Source organism: Bifidobacterium santillanense, assembly GCF_018555385.1.
Lineage (GTDB): Bacteria > Actinomycetota > Actinomycetes > Actinomycetales > Bifidobacteriaceae > Bifidobacterium > Bifidobacterium santillanense.
Map to the genome: position 1 here is coordinate 117712 of NZ_JAFEJS010000004.1, position 21319 is coordinate 139030.

Genomic DNA, 21319 nt, shown 5'->3' on the forward strand with positions numbered 1-21319 from the left:
GAACGGCTGAGAGAACGAACTAGGGATTCATCATGAAGCACAGCCTTGTGAACAAGGCCATCGCCCTCGTGGGCGCCATCGCCATGACTCTCGGCTTCACGGCGTGCGGCCAGAGCAACGACACCTCCTCCACCTCCAACGGCAACCTGAAGAAGGTCACGTTCATGCTGTCCTGGGCGCCGGACACCAACCACATCGGCGTCTACGTCGCCAAGAACAAGGGCTGGTTCAAGGACCAGGGCCTCGACGTGGACATCGTCGCGGTCGCGCAGGCCGGCGCCGAGCAGGCCGTGAACAACGGCAACGCCGACTTCGCCCTGTCCAACCTGACCAACGTGGGCATGTACAACCTCAAGGGCGCGCACCTGAAGCAGGTGCTGCAGGTCCAGCAGAAGCCGAGCGCGATCTGGTGCGCGCTCGCCTCGAACACCGCCATCAAGTCCCCGAAGGACCTGGACGGCAAGACGTTCGCCACGTTCGGCTCGAACGAGTCCGACGCGGTCGTGCGCCGCATGATCCAGACCGACGGCGGCAAGGGCGAGTTCGACAAGGTCACCGTCGGCACCTCCACGTTCAAGACGCTCGAGTCCGGCAAGGCCGACTTCGGCGGCTTCTACGCCACCTGGGAGGGCGTGCAGGCCGACATGTACGGCCCGAAGCTCAACTGCTTCACCGAGCCCGACTACGGCGTACCCGGCAACGCGGACGCGATCGGCGTGATCACCAGCGACAAGACCATCAAGAACGATCCTGAGCTGGTCAAGAAGTTCACCCAGGCCACGCAGAAGGGCTACGAGTACGCATACTCGCACCCGGACGACGCCGCGCAGATCCTCGTCGACGAGGCCCCGGAGGCCAACCTCGAGCTCAAGTTCGTCAAGAAGAGCATGCAGACCATCGTCGACGGCCAGTACTGGGGCGACCCGGCCAAGATCAAGGACGGCTCGTTCGTGCTCGGCACCAACGACTTCGTCGAGCCGCAGAAGTACTTCGACTTCCTGGCCCAGGAGGACGCCTACACCGACTCCCACGACAACGTGATCCACGAGGCCCCGAACACCAAGGACTTCGCCACCAACGAGTTCCTCGGCAAGTAGCAACGATGGTCCCCCGCCCGGCGGGAAGACCATCATCGTCGTGCACCGCACCTCCGATCGTCGAGATCCGAACCGCCTCGGCCCGACGATCGGAGGTGCGGTTTCTTATGCGCGGGAGACACCCTCCCACTCCCACGCCGCGGATGCCCATGATCACCATCCCCGCCCCGCCGCTCCCCGTCGACCGATGGCATGCCGCCATCCGAGACCACGGACACCGACCGCCCCTCCACCATCAATAGGAGACCTCACATGAACGCACACTCCCTCGTCCGCGTCATCGCGTGCGTGGACACCGGCGTCGACGACGCGATGGCGCTCGCGTACCTGCTCGCCTCGCCACGCGAATGCGAGCTCGCCGGCGTGCTCGCCGGATACGGCAACGTGGACGCGGACACCGCGTATGCGAACACTCGCCTCGTGCTCGACCTGTTCGGACGCGGCGACATCCCTGTGTTCCGCTCCTCCACGCACCCCTCGTGGGCGGACACGTTCATCCCGGACGCCGGCTGCGCGCAGTTCCACGGCGTCGACGGGTTGGGCGGCCTGCGCGGCCGGCTCGAATCGACGGTCGGCGGAACGACGGCCAACGCGCACGAACGCGGCCGTCACGAGACGGCGGCGGACACGTCCGAAACCGCCGGCGGGAACGCGTCCATCGCGAACCCGACGAATGCACCGGACGGCTGCGGGCGAATCCCCATCGTCTCCGTCGGCGGATACCGCACGGACGACCCCCATGCGAATCCCGCGGTTCCGATCGGAGACCCGACCCCGCGGGGATCGTCGGCGTCCCGCGCACGACGGCTTCCCCCGAGTCTTGAGAACTCCGGACGGCCGTTCCCCGACGCCGCCATGCAACCGCGATCATCCCGCGACGGCATTGACTTCCTCGTCGACGAGGTGCGCGCGCATGGCCGCGACGTGACGGTGCTCGCGACCGGGCCGCTCACGGACGTGGACGCGGCGATCACGCGCGCGCCGGACATCGCGCCGCGCCTGCGGCTCGTGATGATGGGTGGCACGTTCACCCAGCCGGGCAACTGCTGGGACGCGGTGGCCGAGACGAACGTCATCCAGGATCCCGAGGCCGCTGACCGCGTGTTCCACTCCGGCGCGGACGTGACGATGGTCGGCCTCGATGTGACGCATCAATGTTTGCTGCCGCGCTCCGCCGCCGAACGGTGGCGCGCGACCGACACGGAGGCGGGCCGCTTCCTCGCAGGAATCACCGAATTCTCGATCGCCGCGAACCTCGAGGCGGATCCGGCGATCTTCGCCGGCGGCATGCCGCTGCACGACCCGCTGGCGGCAGCGGTCGCCCTCGACCCGTCGCTGGTCACGTGCCTCGATGTCGCGATGCGCGCCGAGACCGCGACCGGCGACTTCACCGGCGTGCGCGGACGCACGACCGGGGACCCGGTGGGTCTCGTCACGCCCGACGCCCCGCGCGCGCACGTCGCGCTCGGCGTCGACGCGCCGCGGTTCGTCAGGGGGTTCACCGACCGTCTGACGGCGTTATGCGACATCGCCTGACCATGTCCTGCATTTCCTAGGCAGGTTTTTCACTTCCTAGGCAGGTCACTGACGACATACGGGAAACGGAGTGCTGGCAATCCGAGGATTCCAACGCCCCGTCCGTCATATGCTGCCGGTGACCTGCCTAGGAAGTGAAAAACCTGCCTAGGAAATGAGCACGACCACGGGAAACGGATGCGACCGCCGTTGGCCATGCCGTTTTCGACGATCGGTTCGACGGCACCGGCGATCGCGGCCTCGCCGAGCTACTTCTTCACGCCGCCGAAGCGACGGTCGCGGTGGATGTAGTGGTCGATGGAACGCCACAGGACCTCGCGGCCGCAGTCGGGGAACAGCTCGGGCACGAAGTCGAGCTCGGCGTAGGCGGCCTCCCACGGCAGGAAGTTGGAGGTGCGCTGCTCGCCGGAGGTGCGAATCACGAGGTCGCAGTCGGGGATGTCCGGGTTGTAGAGGTGATCGGCGATCATCTTCTCGGTGACGCGGTCACCGGAGATCTTCCCGTCACGCACCTCCTTCGCGATGGCGGCGCAGGCGTCGGCGATCTCGGCGCGGCCGCCGTAGTTGATGCAGAACACCACGTCGATGACCTTGTTGTTCTTGGTGCGTTCCATCGCGACCTCGAGCTCGTCGATGACCGACTTCCACAGCTTCGGGCGTCGGCCGGACCAGCGCACGCGCACGCCCCACTCGTCCATCTGCGCGACGCGGCGGTGGATGATCTCACGCGAGAAGCCCATGAGGAAGCGCACCTCCTGGGGGCTGCGCTTCCAGTTCTCGGTGGAGAACGTGTACAGGCTCAGGTAGCGCACGCCGGCCTCGATCGCACCGGCGATGGTGTCGAAGACGACCGGTTCGGCGGCCTGATGGCCGTTGGTGCGGATCATGCCGCGCTGCTTGGCCCAGCGGCCGTTGCCGTCCATGATGACGCCGACATGGCGCGGCACCTTGCCCTTGGGGAAGTCGGGGATGCGCGACGGATCGGAGAAGGGGGCGGCGGGGATGTCCAGCGAAGTGTAGTCGACGTTTTCGAAAGCCATGATTGTCAATCTAGCAGTCGCATCGAACGTAGCGGCCGCTCGAGGTAGTACTCGGCCCAATCCTCCACCAGATGTTCGGTTTCGGGCAGGAGGCCCGTGCCGTCGAGCGTCGTCCAGTCGCCTTCGACGAGCGCACGCAGCTGCGTGAGCGCCGCCGGGGGGAGCCGACGTGCGTCCGGCGTGTGGTCCCTGCCGCACATGAGGCCGCCGCCCGGCATCGACAGGTACATGCCGGACGCGAAGCCGTTCGTTCCCGTTCCCGGCACCGGTCCCGGTCCCGCGGGGACACCGCTCCCGATGCCGCCGGCGGCGTCACCGGCGCTCTCCGCGTCCACGCCGGCGCCGTCCATCGCGGGCCGCTCCCCGCACACCACGCAGCTGAACAGCCGCGGCTCCCAGCCGGCGATCGCGAGTGCGCGCATCACGTACGACGACGAGATGTGGGCGCTCGCGTGCGCATGCCGGGCGAGCGCGTTCAACGCCCCGATGAGGAGCCGGTACTGCGCGGCGGCCCGCTCGTTCTCGGCGGTGACGAGCTTGTCGGCGGTCTCGACGATGACGTTCGCGGCCGTGTACGCGTCGTAGTCGGCGGTGATCGGGCCGGCGTACGCAGCGATCGACTCGGCCTGCGAGACGACGTCGAGCGAATGACCCTGCGCGATGAGCAGGTCGGCGCGCATGAACGGTTCGAGTCGGGCGCCGAAGCGAGATTTGGTACGTCGCACGCCCTTGGCGACGGCGCGCACCTTGCCGTGGGATTTGGTCAAGAGGGTGATGATGCGGTCGGCCTCGCCGAGCTTGACGGTGCGCAGCACCACGCCTTCGTCTCTGTACAGGGGCATGGCACCATACTACGGCCGCCCGCCCCGCGCAGTTCCGCGTCCGATTCTATAGAATCGGACGTATTCCACGTCCGTACGGGCCGATTTCCGTCCGTTCCTATAGGATCGGACATGTTTCGTTTACGAGCGGGCCGCATTTCGTCGGATTCTATAGGAACGGACGCCAAGAGAGCGGGGGGTTGGCGGGACCAGGCCGGGCGGATGGCAACTCGGGTGCAACTCAGGTGGCAACACGTGGATGACGGCTCGGTAGATGGGTCGATCTAGTAGATGAACAGGCCCCAGAAGGCGAAGAGGAACAGGACGTGGAGCATCGCGGCGGCGGTGAGCCAGAACAGGACGCGCCCGAAGCGCGTGGAGGCGAGCACCGGTTCGGCGCCGGTCACCACGCCACGGATCGACCCCTCGCGCGGCGGCCATGCGAGGATGCCACGCTCGACGGCGACCTCGATGAGCCGGGCGAACACGCGCGACCACGCCCACACGACCAGCGTGCACACGATCTGGATGACGGGCCAGCTCCACCACATGACGCCCGGCTCCTCGTCGGGCGCGGCGCCCCAGGCGAGCCGGACCACGCCCATGATGACCTGGCCGAGTCCGGAGCAGAACAGCAGGAGCGTCGCCATCGTGGTGACCGCGAGGGTGACGAGCGCGTTGCCGAACCCGTGCCGGAAGCCGAGCCCGGGGTAGCGCACGCCGCGGTTGGCACGGCGCAGACGGAACCGGATCCGCCGCGCCAGCGCCGCCAGCCACGCGACGGCGGTGGCGAGCAGGAGCAGGACGGTGCCCGCGTGCAGAATGGCGCCGTAGACGGTCAGCGCGCGCCGGGCCTGAAGATCGTCGGGCACGGCGATCGACTGGTAGATGACGTCGCCGGCCACGCGTTCGCTGGTCTGTTTCAGCCCGGCGACCGTGCCGGCCGCCCAGGAGGTCAGGTCGTCGACGTACTGGTCAGCGAACTTCGTGCCGGTCTCGGCCTCGTCGCCGAGCCGCAGCACGTGGTTGGCGACCGGGTAGCTGCGCACGGTCACGTCCCAGTTGCCGGCCCGGTGCGCCTCGACGAGGATGCGTTTGACGCCCTCGACCTGCGCGGTCATCACGTCCTTGGATCCGTAGGCGACGAGCGTGGGGATCGAGTAGGCACTCGATTCGGGCAGGTCGAGATCGAAGTTGGTCATGCCGAACAGTGCGGTGTCGGCGTTGAAGACGCGGCGCACGATCGATTGGTAGCCGTCGTTGGCGCCGACGAGCGCGAAGTCCTGCGAGATGAAGAAGCCGAGCGACTGGCGCGGCGGGAACACCATCGGGCTCAGGAGGATCTGGAAGGCGACCTGTGGGTCGTCGGCGAGCAGGTACTGGGAGATCCACGTCGATTCGCTGGTCGCGTAGATGCCGACCTTGGCCGCGTCCACGTCGTCGAGGCCGCGCAGCAGGTCGATCGCGGCGTCGTATACGCGTGCGGAGGCCGGATAGTCGCGGGTGATGTCGGAGGTGGACCACACCGGCTTGTCGATGACGGCGGTGACGAATCCGGCGGAGGCGAGCGTGGCGGCCACGTCGCCGAACGAGTTGTACGCGGTGCCGAATCCGGCGCCGTGCATGAAGACCACGCCGGGGCGCGCGCCGGACGCGCCGATCGGGGCGCGGATGAGCACGGTGATGGTCTGGGTCTGGTCGGCGCCCGATCCGCTGCCCCGCCATGTGGAATCCGCGTCGGCGTCGACCGCGACCTCGCGCGGGGAGCCGACCTGCGTGCCGTCGCGCCGGACGGTGAGTTCGACCGCCCGCTCCTCGACGCGGTATGTGCCGGCCTCATCGAGCGCGCGGGCGCCGGAGGCCGTGTCGAACGTGACGGCCGTATCGTCGGTGAGGGTGGCGATGGTCTGTCCCGTGGGGTCGTTGTCCCACGGGACGGTGGTGAGGTTGGAGACGGCGACGAGCAGACCCATGAGGATGATGAAGATGGGCAGACTGACCGTCAGACGCCGGGTAAAGGTCCATGCCCCGCCCTCGCCGGACCGTCCATCCCGCTTGGGCGCGACGGCTCCCCCGGCCCCGGTCTGCCTCATCCGCGTCATCTCCCGCATGCGTCCGATCGCCCCGTCGACGGACCGCCGTTCAGCGGCCCGGGTGCTGGATGGGGACGACGACCGGGCCGGTGGCGCCCTCGGGCACCTTGCCCTCGGCCTCCATCTTCGCGGCCATGTCGTTGGCGATCTCGAGCAGCGTGTCGACGATCTGGTCCTCGGGCACGGTCTTGATGACCTTGCCCTTGATGAAGATCTGGCCCTTGCCGTTGCCGGAGGCGACGCCGAGGTCGGCCTCGCGGGCCTCGCCCGGGCCGTTGACGATGCAGCCCATGACGGCCACGCGGATCGGCGCGGTGATGTTCTTCAGGCCCTCGGTGACGGCGGAGGCGAGCTGGATCACGTCCACCTGCGCGCGGCCGCAGCTCGGGCAGGAGATGATGTCGAACTTGCGCGGGCGCAGACCCATGTATTCGAGCAGCTTGCAGCCGACCTTGACCTCCTCGACGGGAGGCGCGGAGAGGGACACGCGGATCGTGTCGCCGATGCCCTCGGCCAGCAGCGCGCCGAACGCGAGGCACGACTTGATGGTGCCCTGCCACTGCGGGCCCGCCTCGGTGACCCCGAGGTGCAGCGGCCAGTCGCCCTTCGAGGCGAGCAGACGGTAGGTCTGGACCATCGTGATCACGTCGTGGTGCTTGACGGAGATCTTGAAGTCGTGGAAGCCGACGTCCTCGAACATGTGCGCTTCCTTGAGCGCGGAGGCGACGAGCGCCTCGGGGGTCGGGCCGCCGTACCTGGCGTACAGATCCTTGTCGAGCGAACCGGCGTTGACGCCGATGCGCAGGGAGATGCCCGCGTCGGTCGCGGCCTTGCAGATGTCCGGGCCGACCTGATCGAACTTGCGGATGTTGCCGGGGTTGACGCGCACGGCGGCGCATCCGGCGTCGATGGCCTGGAACACGTACTTCGACTGGAAGTGGATGTCGGCGATGACCGGGATCGGCGACTTGCGGCAGATCTCCGGCAGCGCGTCGGCGTCGTCCTGGCTCGGCACGGCCACGCGTACGATGTCGCAGCCGGCCGCGGTCAGCTCGGCGATCTGCTGGAGCGTGGCGGGCACGTCCGCGGTGAGCGTGTTGGTCATCGACTGCACGGAGATGGGCGCGCCGCCGCCGACCGGCACGGGGCCCACCATGATGCGGCGGGACTTGCGGCGCGGGTGCAACGGCGATTCGCTGGTCAGCTCGACCGGGTCGCCGGTGCGGCGGAACGGCTTGGCAACGGGTGTTTCGGTGTTCAACGTATTCATCACTGCTTGTCTATCAGGTCGTCGGCGCGGCGACGGGCCTCGAGCTCGAGCTGTTCCATTTCCTCCACGTCGCGGAACAGCGGATCGCCGCGCAGCTCGGCGTCCATCTCGTCGAGCACGGCCTTGACCGTGTCCACGATGCCGAGGTACGGCAGACGATGCTCGAGGAAGGCGTGCACGGCCTGCTCGTTGGCGGCGTTGAGGACGGCCGTGTGCTTCTCCGAGGCGGCCAGGCAGTGGCGCGCGAGGGAGACGGCGGGGAACGCCTCGTCGTCGAGCGGTTCGAAGGTCCACGAGGCGGCCTTGGTCCAGTCGCACGCGGCGGCCACATTGTCCATGCGGTCCGGCGCGGACAGGCCCAGCGCGATGGGCAGACGCATGTCCGGCGGCGAGGCCTGCGCGATGGTGGCGCCGTCGACGAATTCGACCATCGAGTGGACGATGGACTGCGGGTGGACGGTCACGTCGATGCGCTCGGGCGGCACGTCGAACAGGCGGCTCGCCTCGATGACCTCGAGACCCTTGTTCATCAGGGTGGACGAGTTGATGGTGACAACCGGACCCATGTTCCACGTGGGGTGGTTCAGGGCCTGCTCGGGCGTGATGTCGGTCATCTGCTCGCGCTTCCAGCCACGGAACGGGCCGCCGGAGGCCGTCACGATCAGGCGCGCGACCTCGGCGTGGGTGCCGGAGCGCAGCGACTGCCAGATCGCGGAGTGCTCGGAGTCGACCGGGTTGATCTGGTCCTCGCGCACGCGGGCGCCGAACAGGAGGTGGCCGCCAGCGACGACGGACTCCTTGTTGGCCAGGGCCAGCTGGGAGCCGGCCTTGAGCGCCGCGATCGACGGCTCGAGTCCGATCGAGCCGGTGATGCCGTTGAGGACGACGGCCGCGCCGGAACCGGCCATCGCGACGACGGCGTCACGGCCCGCTTGGATCTGCGTGTAGGGGGCGCCGGCGCGGTCGAGCGCGTCGCGCAGCTCCCCCGCCTTGGACGCGTCGTAGATCGCGACCTGCGGCACGCGGAAACGCGCGGCCTGCCGTGCGAGCAGATCGATGTGCGCGCCGCCCGCGGCGAGGCCCACGACGGTGAAGCGGTCGGGATGTCTGGAGATGACGTCAAGCCCCTGGGTGCCGATCGAGCCGGTGGACCCGAGGATGACGACGGTGTTGCTGTGGATCACTGTTCCTTCTTTTCGTCGTCACCGCCGATGGACGGGAACGACAGGTCGGGAATATCGAGATCGTTGTTGTCGGTGGACAGCAGCGAGAAGGGGTTGGCGGCGGCGTGCGCCGCCGACCGACGCACCGGCTTGGCCGCCGGGGCGAAGGACGGGATCGGCTCGTCGGCCGTCCGGGCCGGCTCGGCCGCCGGGGCCGGAGTCGGGGCCGGGGAGACGGACGAGGTCTGGGGAGCCGGTGCGGAGGCCGTGACGGGCGGCATCGAGGTGAACGTGTTGGGCACGTCGAGGCTCGGCATGTGCGGGGTGAAGGACGTGGTGCCGTTCACCTTGGGGAACTCCTGCGACGCCTCGGCCATCTGCGCGAGCGCGGCCAGCGACGAGGTCGTGTACTTGACGTCCGGATCGCTCTCGGGCGTGGTCGGGGACGACGAAGCGGCGGTCGGGGTCGCGGCGACGGCCGGTGCCGGCACATGGACGACCGGCGGGGCGAACGACGGCGGGGCCGTGGGGGCCGGCGCGGACGATGCGACCGGAGACGGCGTCGGGGTCGGGGTCGGGAGCACCGGAGCCGGGATCGCGGGCGCGGCGACGGCCGGGGCGGACGGCGTCGAAGCGGCCGGCGCGATCGGGGCCGCGGCGGGAACGGACGGAGCCGCGGACGCATAGGACGGGGCCGTCGGCGTGTAGGACGGCACGGATGTCTGGACCGGGACCGGAGCCGACGGGGCGGCGGACGGCGCCACGGCCGGAGCCGGGGCCGGGGCGACCGGCCTGACCGTCACGGGCTCGACGGGGGTCACGGCCGTCACGGGCGCGGACGCGTTCTTGGAGGCGGCGGCGAACAGGTCCTGTTCGGCCTGGCTCAGCGCGTCGAAGCTGTCGTTCCGGGCGCTCTTGGCGGCCGGGGCGTAGCTCTGCGGAGCATCATCGGTCTCGGCGGCGGGGCGGCGGAAGCGATCCGCGGAGAACAGCGGGGCGACGCCGCCGGCGGGCGCCTGCGGCGCGGCGGCGGAGGCGGTCGCCGATGCCGCGGCGGACACCGCGGCAGGGGCCGGGGCTACGGCGCGCGGCTTCGAATCGAGCGAGGAGGCGGAACCGTCGGCGTCGCCGTCGGCGGTGATGTAGTCGGCGATGCGGTCGAACGATTCGATGCGGCTCAGCAGCTCCACGCAGGTGTTGAGGAAGTAGTCGACCTGACGCTCGTCGTAGCCCTTCTTGCCCTTGCGCTGGGTGAACACGGCGTTCGCCACGTACTCGGAGGTGATCCTGCCGAGCTTGGCCGCGTCGGCCGCGTCCGCGCCGTCCACGCCGAGTTCGGCCGCGCACTTGTCGACGATCTGGTCGGTCAGGCGGTCGACCTGCTTGCGGTCGTAGGCGGGCGCATGGACCCTGGCAGGCGAGAAGCGCTCGCGCTCGGCGCGCTCCGCATGACCGGAGATCTCACGGTACAGCTCCTCGGTGCGGGCCTTCCATGCCACGCGTCCCTGCTGGGAGATCTCCCACTGGGTCTGCTTGTCGACCACCGCGCGCTCGAGGCGGGCGAGGGCCGCGTCGACCTGCGCGATCACGTATCCGCCGCGGGCCAGATCGAAGGACGTGTCCTGGATGTCCCGCTGGGTCAGCTGCGCCCCGTCGCTTTCGTACAGCGCGTGCGCACGCTCCAGAAACGCATCCACCTGGGCGGGGTCGTACCCCCACTTGCGCTTGCCTGCCCTGGGGATCCCGGCTTCGGATTGCTGCGCCATGGGCTTTCAACCTCCTAGTGGAACAAACGGTACTGTGTGCCACATTACGTGACCGATGCGACGCAATCACGCATCCCGGCCCACGGAACGGGGAAATGTCACGGCCTTTTCACCACCCGGTCGCCGTTTCGCGGTCCGTTCGCGTCCGATCGAGGGCCCGGGCCCCACCGGGACGCGCGATTGTCGCCCGGGTCACGCTACAGTGGGCATCTGCGGGCGATTAGCTCAGTTGGTTAGAGCGCCACCTTTACACGGTGGATGTCGGGGGTTCGAATCCCTCATCGCCCACAATCGAAAAGGCTTGGAACCCTCGTGGTTCCAAGCCTTTCGTCGAAGTCGGGGTGTCAGCGTCCCTTGCCGAAGGCGCGCAGACGGATGCCGTTCCAGTCGGGGCTGACGGTCAGCGGGGTGGCGGCGTTCATGCCGGCGGTCTTGGCGGCGTTCTGGACGGTGGAGGAGCTGGCGGCGCCGGGGCGGCCGGGCTTCGGGGTCAGGACCCACAGCGGTCCGTCGTTGCCGAGCACGGCGACCGCGTCGACGATGGTGTCGGACAGCTCGTCCTCGTCGTCGCCGTCGCGCCACCACAGAATGACGCCGTCGACGGCGGAATCGTAGTCCTCGTCGACGAGATCCTGCCCGGTGAGATCCTCGATCTTCTCTCGAATCGAATCGTCCACGTCGTCATCCCACAGCCATTCCTGCACGATGTCTCCGGGCTTGAAGCCAAATTCCTCTGCGTTCTGTGATGCGGTTTGATTCACGGGACCTAAGAATAGCAATACGTTGCGAACTGACGCGTTAACACGCGATGAATTTGGACGCGCCGACGCTATTTGACGGTGCAGTGCGGCAGCGTCTCCCCCTTGCCCCGTCCGATCGCGACGAGGGCGGCGTACGCCTCGTCGAGGGTCGAGACGCTGACGTCGCGCAGACCGGAGGGCACATGGCCGACGACCTCGTCGCAGTTGGACTTCGGGGCGAGGAACCAGGTCGCGCCGTCGCGTTTCGCGCCGATCATCTTGAGCCTGATGCCGCCGATCGCGCCGACCTTGCCCTTGGCGTCGATCGTGCCGGTGCCGGCGATCGTCGCGCCGCCGGTCTCGTCCTCGGGCGTGAGCTTGTCGATGAGCCCCAGCGTGTACATCATGCCGGCCGACGGGCCGCCGATGTCGTCGACGTGCATCGACACTTTCAGCCCGGACACGTCGACGCCCCTGGCCTTGAGGAAGCGCTTCGCCGCGGTCACGGCGTGCGACTGCGAGCCGGACATCTCCCTGCTCGTCTTCTCCTTGTACTGCTTCGTCGTCTGTCCGACGGGCACGACGGCCTCGCGCGGCATGACGACGCGGTCCGGTGCGAGCCAGCCGAAGACGACCTCGGCGTTGGTCACCGGATAGCCGGGCACGCCGTTGGCGGAGACGGTGACGAGCAGCAGTCTGCCGGAGTCCTTGTGGGTCTTCGCGCCGGAGACCTGGATGACGGCCTTGCCGTCGGATTCGACGGTGCCGAGCACGTCGCGGGTCGGTCCGGGCCATTCGACCGAGTACGCGCTCGGCAGGCACAGCACGAGCACGCCCAGTACGACGGCGAGCAGACCGGCGAGATAGCGCGGCGAGCGGGCGGACAGATAACGGCCGACGCGGGTCGGCACGGACGGGACGGCGCGCAGGGCGTCGGCGAGGTGGCTCAGGAACGACATACCGCGCATGATACCAGCGCTTGCTTTGCGCGAAACATGCCCGGGCACCCCTAGAATGGCAGGAAAAGACCGCGAACGACCAAGAGGTTCCGATTATGGACGAGAACGCAATTCACGAGTGGCTGATCAAGTGCTTCGGCCCGGTCCAGGGCGAGATGGCATGGCAGCAGATCTCCCAGCTGCCCGATTCGATCCGTGAGCAGCTGATGAGCCAGGATCCCAGCACCCTGCCGAACCCGGCCGAGGTGCAGCAGATGATGGCCGCGTTCACGGCCGGCGGCCTCAACACGATGGGCGACATGCAGCACGTGGTCGAGGAGGGGCCGATCAACGTCAAGCTCGCCAAGTCGCTGGCGCTGCAGCAGGCGAACGCGAACGGCTCGCGCACGTCGGTCTCCGCGGCCGAGGGCGCCGAGGTGCGCCGCGCGATGAGCGAGGCGAACCTGTGGCTCGACACCGCCTGCGAGTTCGATCCGGCGCCCGGCGAGCCGCGCGCGCTGACCCGCGCCGGCTGGGTGGAGGACACGCTCGAGGCGTGGGCGAAGTTCGCCGCGCCCGTGGCCGCCTCGATGGGCGACGCGCTGGCCTCCGTGATCTCCGAGCGTCTGGGCGACGCGTTCAACGGCGAGATCGCGGGCATGTTCGCCGGCCCCGTGCCGATCCCGATCCCGGACGGCATGAAGGATCCGAAGCAGCTGGTCAAGCTCCTCGGCAACACGTCGTTCGCGATGCAGCTGGGCAACGCGGCCGGCACGCTCAGCCGCGAGGTGCACGGCGGCTTCGATCAGGGCATCGCGCTGCTGTCCACGCCGGCGGGCGCGCTGGTGGCGCAGAACGTCGAGGAGTACGCGAAGCAGCTCAACGGCGAGACGCCCGACGACGCGGACGCCGCCGGCACGTCGTCGGCGACGGGCAATCCGATCGGCTTCACGTCGGCGGCGGCCAACGCGGCCGGTTCCGCCGACGGCACCGACGATGCGCCGCACCATCCCGCCTCCGACCCGGACACCGAGGCGCTGTTCGACGAGATCGTGCGCCCGGACCCGATCCCGAAGGACGAGGTCATGGCCTTCCTCGCGCTGCGCGAAGTGGCGCACGCGCGCCTCTACTCCGCCGTGCCGTGGCTGATGCCGCGCTTCGAGGCGCTGATCGGCAAGTACGCGCGCGGCATCTCCATCGATCTGGACGCGATGGAGGAGCAGCTGCGCGACGCCGGCGCGCTCGATCCCGATTCGATCTCCTCCGCGGTCAACCTCACCAAGGTCGGCATCCCGGACACGCCCGAGCAGAAGGAGGCGATGGCCTCGCTCGAATCGCTGCTCGCGATGGTCGAGGGCTGGGTCGACTGCGTGGTGTGGCGCGCCGGCATGGCGCATCTGCCGCACATCGAACAGCTGCGCGAGATGATGCGCCGCGAACGCGCGACCGGCGGTCCGGCCGAGCGCACCTTCGAGAGCCTGCTCGGTCTGGAGCTGCGCCCCAAGCGCATGCGCGAGGCCGCGGCCCTGTGGGAGATGATCACGTCGGCCGAGGGCGTCGAGGGCCGTGACGCGAAGTGGGCCCACCCGGACCTGCTGCCGGTCCTGGCCAATGGCGGAACCGGCGCCGGCGGGAACACGCCGGTCTCCCCCACCGCCCCGGCGACGGGCGACAACACCGGAACGGCCGGCGGCGACGCCAAGGCCGACGACGGCTCCACCGGCACCGACTGGGACGCCGAGCTCTCCAAGCTCCTCGGCGAGGAGGGTGACGGATCCGGGGACTCCGATTCCCCGGATCCGGACGAGAACAAGTAGGGATGAGCCACGGGGAACGTACGCCGAGGCACGTTCCCCGTGGGGTCGGGGCTACTCCAGCTCCACCGCGCCGGTGTAGAGCTGGTAGTACTCGCCCTTGAGGGCGATGAGCTCCTCGTGGTTGCCGCGTTCGATGATGCGGCCGTGATCGAGGACCATGATCACGTCGGAGTTGCGCACGGTGGACAGACGGTGGGCGATGACGAACACCGTGCGGCCCTTCATCAGCGCGTCCATGCCGGCCTGCACGACCTCCTCGGTGCGCGTGTCGATCGACGAGGTGGCCTCGTCGAGGATCAGCGCCGGGGAGTCGGCGACGGCGGCGCGCGCGATCGAGATCAACTGGCGCTGGCCCTGCGACAGGCCGGAGCCGTCGCCCTCGAGCACCGTCTGGTAGCCCTGCGGCAGCATGCGGATGAAGCCATCGGCGTTCACCAGCTTGGCCGCGGCAACGCACTCCTCGTCGGTGGCGTCGAGCCGGCCGTAGCGGATGTTGTCCATCACGGTGCCGGTGAACAGGTTCACGTCCTGCAGCACGATGCCCAGGGAGCGGCGCAGGTCCGGCTTGGCGATGTTCTTCACGTCAATGCCGTCGTAGAGGATCTGCCCCTCCTGGATGTCGTAGAACCGGTTGATGAGGTTCGTGACGGTGGTCTTGCCGGCGCCGGTAGCGCCGACCAGGGCCATCTTCTGCCCCGGCTTGGCGAACCACGTGATGTCGTGCAGGACCGGCTTGGCCGGATCGTAGCCGAACGTCACGTTGGTGAAGCGCACGTCGCCGCGCAGCAACGTCAGACGCCCGTCGGGCGAGGTGACGGCCTGCTCCTTGGCCTTGAGCGCGACCTCGCGGGCGGCGCCGTGCAGCTTCTCCGCGGCCTTGAGGGACCGGGTGCCGTCGTCGCCGGCCTCGCGCTTCCACGCCCAGTGGCCGGTCTCGTGGTCGACCTCGCGCATCGTCACGACGTCCTCGCCGAGCTCGACGTTGACGAGGGTGACGGTGCCGCCGTCCGACTCGACCGGCTCGTCCATCAGCGCGAAGATGCGGGAGGCGCCGGCGAGCGCCATCATCACCATGTTGAGCTGCATGGAGACCTGGCCGAGCGGGTTGATGTACGAGCGCGACAGGGTCAGCAGCGAGATCAGGGTGCCGAGGGTGAGCGGGCCCGCGCCGGACAGGCCGAAGTTGCCGACACCGGCGAGCGCCATCGCGCCGCCGATGATGGCGAGCAGGATGTAGAGCATGTAGCCCATGTTGCCGACGACCGGCATGGTGACGTTGCCCCAGGTGTTGGCCTCGGCGGACGCGGCGAACAGCTCCTCGTTCTTCTCGTCGAAGGTCCTCTGGGTGGCGTCCTCGTGGTTGAAGACCTTGATGACCTTCTGACCGTTGACGGACTCCTCGACGAACGCGTTGACGTCGCCGAGCCAGTGCTGCTGCTTGACGAAGTAGCGGCCGGCGCGTCCGACGATCTTCTTGATGACGAAGAACAGGAGCACGGTGAACAGGAGCACGAACGCGGTGAGCGGCACGGAGAGCCACAGCATCGAGATCACGGCCGCGATGGCGGAGATCATCGAGGCGAACATCTGCGGGAAGGACTGGCTGATGGCCTGGCGCAGGGTGTCGGTGTCGTTGGTGTATCGGCTCATGATGTCGCCGTGCTCGTTGGTGTCGAAGTAGCGGATCGGCAGGCGCTGCTGGTGGGCGAACATGTCGTCGCGGATCCTCTTGAGCGTGCCCTGCTCGACGGTGACGATGAGCCACTGCCACAGCCAGCTCGAGACGATGCCGGCCACGTACAGGCAGCCCATCAGGGTGATGGCCCTCAGGAGCGGACCCCAGTCGGGGTTCGTCTCGCCGACCATCGGCAGGATGTACGTGTCGATCAGGGACTGGAGGAACAGCGCGGAGCCGGCCTGCGCGGCGGCGCCGACGAGGATGCACACGACGATGGCGACGACGCGCCACCGGTAGTGCATGATGTAGCCGAAGATGCGCTTGGTGGTGCCGGGCGCGGGCCGGGCCATGGCGGGGCGGCCGGGCTGGCCGGGCTTGTTCTGCTTGTCGCTCATCGGGTCTCTCCTTCCTGCTCGGGCTGCGCCTGGTTCTTGGTCTGCGACTCGTAGATGGACCGGTATTCGTCGCAGGTCTCCAGCAGCTCGGCGTGCGTGCCGCGGGCCATGATGCGGCCGTTGTCCATGACGAGGATCATGTCGGACTCCTCGACGGAGGCGACGCGCTGGGCGATGATGATCTTCGTGGTGTCGGGGATCTCGTGGTGGAACGCCTCGCGGATCAGCTTGTCGGTCTTCGTGTCGACGGCCGACGTGGAGTCGTCGAGGATGAGGATCTTCGGCTTCTTCAGGAGCGCACGGGCGATGCACAGGCGCTGGCGCTGGCCGCCGGAGACGTTGGTGCCGCCCTGCTCGATGTACGTGTCGTACTTGTCGGGGAACTCCTGGATGAAGCCGTCGGCCTGCGCGAGCTTGCAGGCGTGGCGGATCTCCTCGTCGGTGGCGTCGGGGTTGCCCCAGCGCAGGTTCTCGGCGATGGTGCCGGAGAACAGGACGTTCTTCTGCAGGACCATCGCGACCTGGTCGCGTAGGACCTCGAGGTCGTAGTCGCGCACGTCGCGGCCGCCGACCTTGAGGGACCCGGAGGTCACGTCGTACAGGCGCGGGACCAGCTGGACGAGGCTCGACTTGGCCGAGCCGGTGCCACCGACGATGCCGACGGTCATGCCGGACGGGATGGTCAGGTCGATGTCGTCGAGGACCGGCTTCTCGGAGTTGTCGGAGTAGCGGAATGTGACGTGGTCGAACTCGATGGAGCCGTCGGCGACCTCGCGGACCGGGTCGGCCGGATCGGTGACGGTGCTCTCCTCCTGCAACACCTGGCAGATGCGCTCGGCGGAGGCCTGGGAGATGATGACCATGACGAAGATCATCGAGAGCATCATCATGGACATGAGGATCTGCATCGCGTAGGTGACCAGGGCGGTCAGGTCGCCGGTCGTCAGGCCCAGCGCGGCGTTGTTGCCGGAGGCGACGATCTGCTGGGCGCCCATCCACGAGATCATGATCATCGATCCGTAGATGCAGATCATCATGATCGGGCTGTTGAAGCTCATGATGCGCTCGGCGAGCGTGAAGTCCCGGAAGATGCGCTTGGAGATGCGGTCGAACTTGGAGATCTCGAAGTCCTCGCGGTTGTAGGACTTGACGACGCGGATGCCCTGCAGGTTCTCGTCGACCACGTTGTTCAGGGCGTCGTACGTGTGGAACACGCGCTCGAACACCGGGTGGACCAGCACCGCGAGCCCGCACAGGCCGATCGCGAGGATCGGCACGCAGGCGAGGAACACCAGCGAGATCGACGGCGAGATGCGGAACGAGAAGATCCAGGCGACGACGACCATGATCGGGGCGCGCACGCCCATGCGGATCATCATGCCGTACGCCATCTGCAGGTTCGTCACGTCCGTGGTCAGGCGCGTGATGATCGAGCCGGTGGAGAAGCGGTCGATGTTGGTGAAGCTGAAGCCCTGCACCTTCTCGAACTGGTCGCGGCGCAGGTTCTTCGCGAAGCCGGCGGCGGCGATCGCGGAGAACTTGCCGGCGAGGAAGCCGCAGCCGAGGGACATCAGCGAGCACAGCAGCAGGATCAGGCCGAACCTGACGATGGCGTTCATGTTGCCGCCGGTGATGCCCCGGTCGATGAGCGAGGCCATGACCGTCGGGATGACGATCTCCAGGACGCTTTCGACGGTCACGAACAGCGGGGCCAGCAGACTTTCCTTCCTGTACTGGCGCATCGACCGCGCCAGCGTGCGGATGATGTGCTTCGGCCTGGCCGGTTCGACGGCCTTGCGGGACCGTTCGATGGCCGCCTCGGTCGCGGCGGCCTCGGCGTCGACGTTCGTCTTCGTGATGTCGCTCACTCGTTCTCCTCCTTCTTGTCTTCCATGTCTTCCGCATCGTCCGTGCCGTCCGGGGCCGGTTCTCCCGAACCCGACGGATCGTCGGGCGGTCCGACCGGCTCGGTCATATCGGCGGCGCCGATGCCGTACCCGGCCCGGTTCCTGTCCGACTGCTCCTCGAACTCGCGCTGCGCCGCGTCCACGTTCGCGCGCATGCGCTGCACGTAGTCCATGAGCGCGGCCCGCTCCTCGTCGGTGAACCCCTCCACCAGCCGTCGCTCCATCCGCTCGCCGTTCGCCTGCAGGGTGGCGACGATGGAGTCGGCCTTGGCGGTGAGCACGATCTTCTTGAGCCGCGCGTCATGCGCCACCGATTCGCGGGCGATGAGGCCCTTCTTCTCCATCAGCGCGAGCACGCGCGAGGCGGTCGAACGGGTGATGCAGAACTTGCGTTCGATGGTGTGCTGGTAGACGTCCTCGTCGCGGTTGCGTGCGAGGAACATGATGATGCGGGCGTTGCCGCCGGTGGCGATGCGCGCCGATTCGGGCATCGTCTCGCCGAGGTGGCGGTTGATCGCCTTGACCAGCGCCCTCAGTTCGAAGCTGAGGATGTGACTGTCCATGACTCCCCCACTTCATTTGTGTGACCGCGTCGGATGCACCCGATGCGACCATCGTTTTGTTGCATATGCAACGTTATGTGCGATGGACATCGTAATACGCCCCGCATACAACAGTTGCACATGCAACAATCCGCGTGTCGCGAAGGCGCATACGGAGGCACGGGGGGGGGCGCGCAGGACGAGGACCGGCATGGTGCGGAACGGTCGGCGACGGGCCTGCGGCGATTCGCGACGTCAATCGGCGATGGTGATCGACGACGGCCCCGGCGGCGAGGAGGTGCGTATGATGCGGGACGACGACGATCTGCTGACCATCGGCGAGGTCGCCAAGCTGGACGGCACCAGCACAAAGGCGATGCGCTACTACGACGCGCACGGCATCCTCACGCCCGTCTCGACCGGCGCGAGGGGCGGGCGTATGTCTACCAGCAGTTCGACCCGGAGGCGGCGCGATGCGATGCGACGGCGGGCGGCGGCACCACGACCGATGACACCACCACGACCGGCGACGCCGCCGACAGGACAGGAGACGGGCCGTTCGGCTTCGATGCGTCCCTCGCCGTGTTCCACCCGGCCGGCGGCTACGGCGAGGGCCGCGTCATCGAACGCGAGTCGCTGTCGGCGTGCTTCGACGAGGCGTTCGCGACGGCCGCGCGCGACAATCCCGACGAGTGGCCGCACGCCACGATCTGCGAGATCTGGGGCAGCCACACCGCCGACGGCACGGTCCGGGTACGACTGACCCGCCACCGCTGCGACGCGGGGAGGGTCTGAAGATCGCCGTTGTTCCGGCAGAAAATCGTCAAATACGTTGGGCAATATTACTTGCCACACTAGAATCAAACAGTATATTTGACATTTTTACTGACTCACACAATGTCGGAGCGAGACCGGAACGCGCCGTGTATATGAAATTGGTCCGCTGATGGACGTGCCGCAACGACGATGGCCCCGCGACGTCTTCCTGACGTCGCGGGGCCATCGTCGTCGCACCGTCGCGCGGCGGACCGGAGATCAGCGCTGGAAGACCTCAGGGTGCTTGGGGTCGCCGGGGATGTCGTCGAGCAGACCCTCGAGGCCGAGGAACTCGCGCCAGAAGTCGAGCGGCTGGCCGTACGGGTTGGATTCGCGGCCGTGGGCCTGGATGTTGGCCTTGGCCTCGAACACGTCCTCCTCCGTGAGTCCGTCGAAGTAGCTTTCGAGGCGGATGCGGTTGGACGGCACGTAGTACAGCGAATTGATGATCTCGGTCAGGCGCTCGGCGCGCTCGATCGGCAGCGAGTCCCAGTGACGGAACTCGATGAAGTTCTTGAGCCTCACGTCGTTGAAGTGCGTGGAGATGATGTGGTTGATCTCGTACGCGTTGAGCTCGCGGTCCGGGTAGACGTCGCCCGCGTTCTCGCGGAACGCCGGACGGTGCAGCTCCTTGTTGCTCGCGCCGGAGGCGACCGCCTCGGGCGTGTGCGTGAGGTCGGCGAACATGAGCGGCGTGGAGAGCACGTCGACGGCGTAGTCCTCCCAGCCGAAGCGCTGGTCGTACAGGCCCGGGATCACGTTCGTGCGCTGGAAGTCGAGGTAGTCCCACATGCGCTGGCGCAGCAGCGGGTACGGGTTGAGCCGGCCCTCGAAGTACGGGGTGTTGCGGAAGAACCACGCGAGGATCGGGCCGATGGCGGTGCCGACGCGCATCTTGTCGATCGCGTCCTTCTCGTCGACGAAGTCGATGCTCACCTGCGTGGAGGCGGAGCAGCGCATCATGCACGGGCCGAACTGGCCGACGCGGCCGAGGTAGTCGGTCATCGCGTCGTAGCGGTCCTTGGGGTTGACCGGCACGTCGGCGTAGCTCGACTTGGGCTGGTAGCCGTAGTTGACGAGGCGGAAGCCGAGCTCCTCGAGGATCGGGTCGGCCTCGCGGCGGAAGTCGGAGTAAAGCTGGATGAGGTCCTCGGGCTTGTGCAGGATGCCGATCGAGGTCTCGATCTGGCCGCCGGGCTCGAGCGAGACGGCGACGCCCTTGCGCGACAGTCCCACCAGATGGCCGTTCTCCCAATACTCCTTCTCGTGGTCGTAGAAGGGCGCGATGCGCTTGAGGAACGTCTCGATGCCGTTCGGTTCGTAGTAGCTCACGGCGGTGTCGTCGGAATTGTGCACGGGAAGGTGCTCGATCTCGACGCCGAATCCGCCGGTGCCGCGCTGGGAGCGGCCGGCCTCGAAGAACTTCAGGAGGCTTTCGACGTGCTTCGGGTTCGGCTTGGCGAGCAGATGCGCATAGCTGATTCTGGGAGTAACCATAACCGGTATCGTATGCGAGCCGTACCGCACGGCCCGCCGAGAACCCGCTATTCGGCTATATCTTTTTCCGATAGCGGGCGCGCGACGTCTCCTCTGGTTCCCGATTTCGGGGGTTGCGAAATCGGGAACCGGAGGGCTGTTCGATCGAACATGAAAAAGCCCGGAATCAGACCGAAGTCCGATTCCGGGCGTGTGCGTTCATG

At 67.8% G+C, this 21319-nt stretch carries 15 protein-coding genes, 1 tRNA gene and 2 pseudogenes; 6 read left to right on the forward strand and 12 right to left on the reverse strand.

What is annotated here, in order from left to right:
- Window positions 1–32: 32 nt before the first annotated feature.
- Entirely contained in the window at window positions 33–1097 is a 1065-nt protein-coding gene (locus JS528_RS05360; RefSeq protein WP_214358064.1) for an ABC transporter substrate-binding protein, read from the forward strand.
- A gap of 252 nt (window positions 1098–1349) precedes the next feature.
- Window positions 1350–2633: a nucleoside hydrolase gene (locus tag JS528_RS05365; RefSeq protein WP_214358065.1), complete on the forward strand. Its 1284-nt coding sequence runs from the start codon at window positions 1350–1352 to the stop codon at window positions 2631–2633.
- A 248-nt stretch (window positions 2634–2881) separates the two neighbouring features.
- Here JS528_RS05365 and JS528_RS05370 read toward each other — a convergent pair whose 3' ends face one another.
- From JS528_RS05370 to JS528_RS05395, 6 genes are all read right to left on the reverse strand, one after another.
- The gene (locus JS528_RS05370; protein WP_214358066.1) at window positions 2882–3673 is read right to left on the reverse strand and encodes an isoprenyl transferase; all 792 of its coding nucleotides are present in this window, start codon (window positions 3671–3673) and stop codon (window positions 2882–2884) included.
- Between the two features lie 5 nt (window positions 3674–3678).
- Complete coding sequence (recO, locus tag JS528_RS05375; protein ID WP_214358067.1) at window positions 3679–4515, reverse strand: DNA repair protein RecO; 837 nt, start codon at window positions 4513–4515, stop codon at window positions 3679–3681.
- A gap of 263 nt (window positions 4516–4778) precedes the next feature.
- Window positions 4779–6467, reverse strand: a complete 1689-nt coding sequence (locus JS528_RS05380) for an alpha/beta hydrolase family protein (protein ID WP_214358126.1) — start codon at window positions 6465–6467, stop codon at window positions 4779–4781.
- Between the two features lie 169 nt (window positions 6468–6636).
- Window positions 6637–7857 carry a flavodoxin-dependent (E)-4-hydroxy-3-methylbut-2-enyl-diphosphate synthase gene (gene ispG / locus JS528_RS05385; RefSeq protein ID WP_214358068.1) on the reverse strand — a complete coding sequence of 407 codons (1221 nt, stop codon included), beginning with the start codon at window positions 7855–7857 and terminating at the stop codon, window positions 6637–6639.
- Window positions 7857–9038 (reverse strand): 1-deoxy-D-xylulose-5-phosphate reductoisomerase, encoded by a 1182-nt coding sequence (gene dxr, locus JS528_RS05390; protein WP_214358127.1) that lies wholly within the window; start codon window positions 9036–9038, stop codon window positions 7857–7859. Before dxr ends, ispG begins: the two co-directional genes overlap by 1 nt.
- Window positions 9038–10786, reverse strand: a complete 1749-nt coding sequence (locus tag JS528_RS05395) for a DivIVA domain-containing protein (protein WP_214358069.1) — start codon at window positions 10784–10786, stop codon at window positions 9038–9040. Before JS528_RS05395 ends, dxr begins: the two co-directional genes overlap by 1 nt.
- Before the next feature lie 214 nt (window positions 10787–11000).
- On the opposite strand from JS528_RS05395, the gene JS528_RS05400 reads away from it, so the two are divergent.
- A tRNA-Val gene (locus tag JS528_RS05400) sits at window positions 11001–11074 on the forward strand.
- Window positions 11075–11130: 56 nt separating this feature from the next.
- On the opposite strand, the gene JS528_RS05405 is transcribed toward JS528_RS05400, so the two are convergent.
- Together JS528_RS05405 and JS528_RS05410 are read right to left on the reverse strand one after the other, a co-directional pair.
- Window positions 11131–11547, reverse strand: coding sequence for a DUF3052 domain-containing protein (locus JS528_RS05405; protein ID WP_214358070.1), 417 nt, complete (start codon window positions 11545–11547; stop codon window positions 11131–11133).
- 68 nt (window positions 11548–11615) lie between these two features.
- The gene (locus tag JS528_RS05410; RefSeq protein WP_214358071.1) at window positions 11616–12485 is read right to left on the reverse strand and encodes a YlbL family protein; all 870 of its coding nucleotides are present in this window, start codon (window positions 12483–12485) and stop codon (window positions 11616–11618) included.
- 95 nt (window positions 12486–12580) lie between these two features.
- Between JS528_RS05410 and JS528_RS11875 the strand changes: the two are divergent.
- Window positions 12581–13427, forward strand: a pseudogene (locus JS528_RS11875) (zinc-dependent metalloprotease); the annotation flags it as partial.
- A 104-nt stretch (window positions 13428–13531) separates the two neighbouring features.
- Window positions 13532–14281, forward strand: a pseudogene (locus JS528_RS11880) (zinc-dependent metalloprotease); the annotation flags it as partial.
- Window positions 14282–14332: 51 nt separating this feature from the next.
- Here JS528_RS11880 and JS528_RS05420 read toward each other — a convergent pair.
- From JS528_RS05420 to JS528_RS05430, 3 genes are read right to left on the reverse strand one after another with little or no spacing between them, the layout of a single operon-like run.
- Entirely contained in the window at window positions 14333–16309 is a 1977-nt protein-coding gene (locus JS528_RS05420; RefSeq protein ID WP_420838192.1) for an ABC transporter ATP-binding protein, read from the reverse strand.
- A gap of 41 nt (window positions 16310–16350) precedes the next feature.
- Window positions 16351–18165 (reverse strand): ABC transporter ATP-binding protein, encoded by a 1815-nt coding sequence (locus JS528_RS05425; protein ID WP_338069769.1) that lies wholly within the window; start codon window positions 18163–18165, stop codon window positions 16351–16353.
- Between the two features lie 53 nt (window positions 18166–18218).
- On the reverse strand, window positions 18219–18824 hold the full coding sequence (locus tag JS528_RS05430) for a MarR family winged helix-turn-helix transcriptional regulator (protein WP_214358074.1): 606 nt from the start codon (window positions 18822–18824) through the stop codon (window positions 18219–18221).
- Between the two features lie 561 nt (window positions 18825–19385).
- Between JS528_RS05430 and JS528_RS05435 the strand changes: the two genes are divergently transcribed.
- A complete protein-coding gene (locus JS528_RS05435) occupies window positions 19386–19598 on the forward strand; it encodes a hypothetical protein (RefSeq protein WP_214358075.1) in 213 nt (70 codons plus the stop codon).
- A gap of 240 nt (window positions 19599–19838) precedes the next feature.
- Here the strand turns inward: JS528_RS05435 and JS528_RS05440 are convergent, their stop codons facing one another.
- Complete coding sequence (locus tag JS528_RS05440) at window positions 19839–21116, reverse strand: glutamate-cysteine ligase family protein (protein WP_214358076.1); 1278 nt, start codon at window positions 21114–21116, stop codon at window positions 19839–19841.
- Between the last annotated feature and the right edge of the window lie 203 nt (window positions 21117–21319).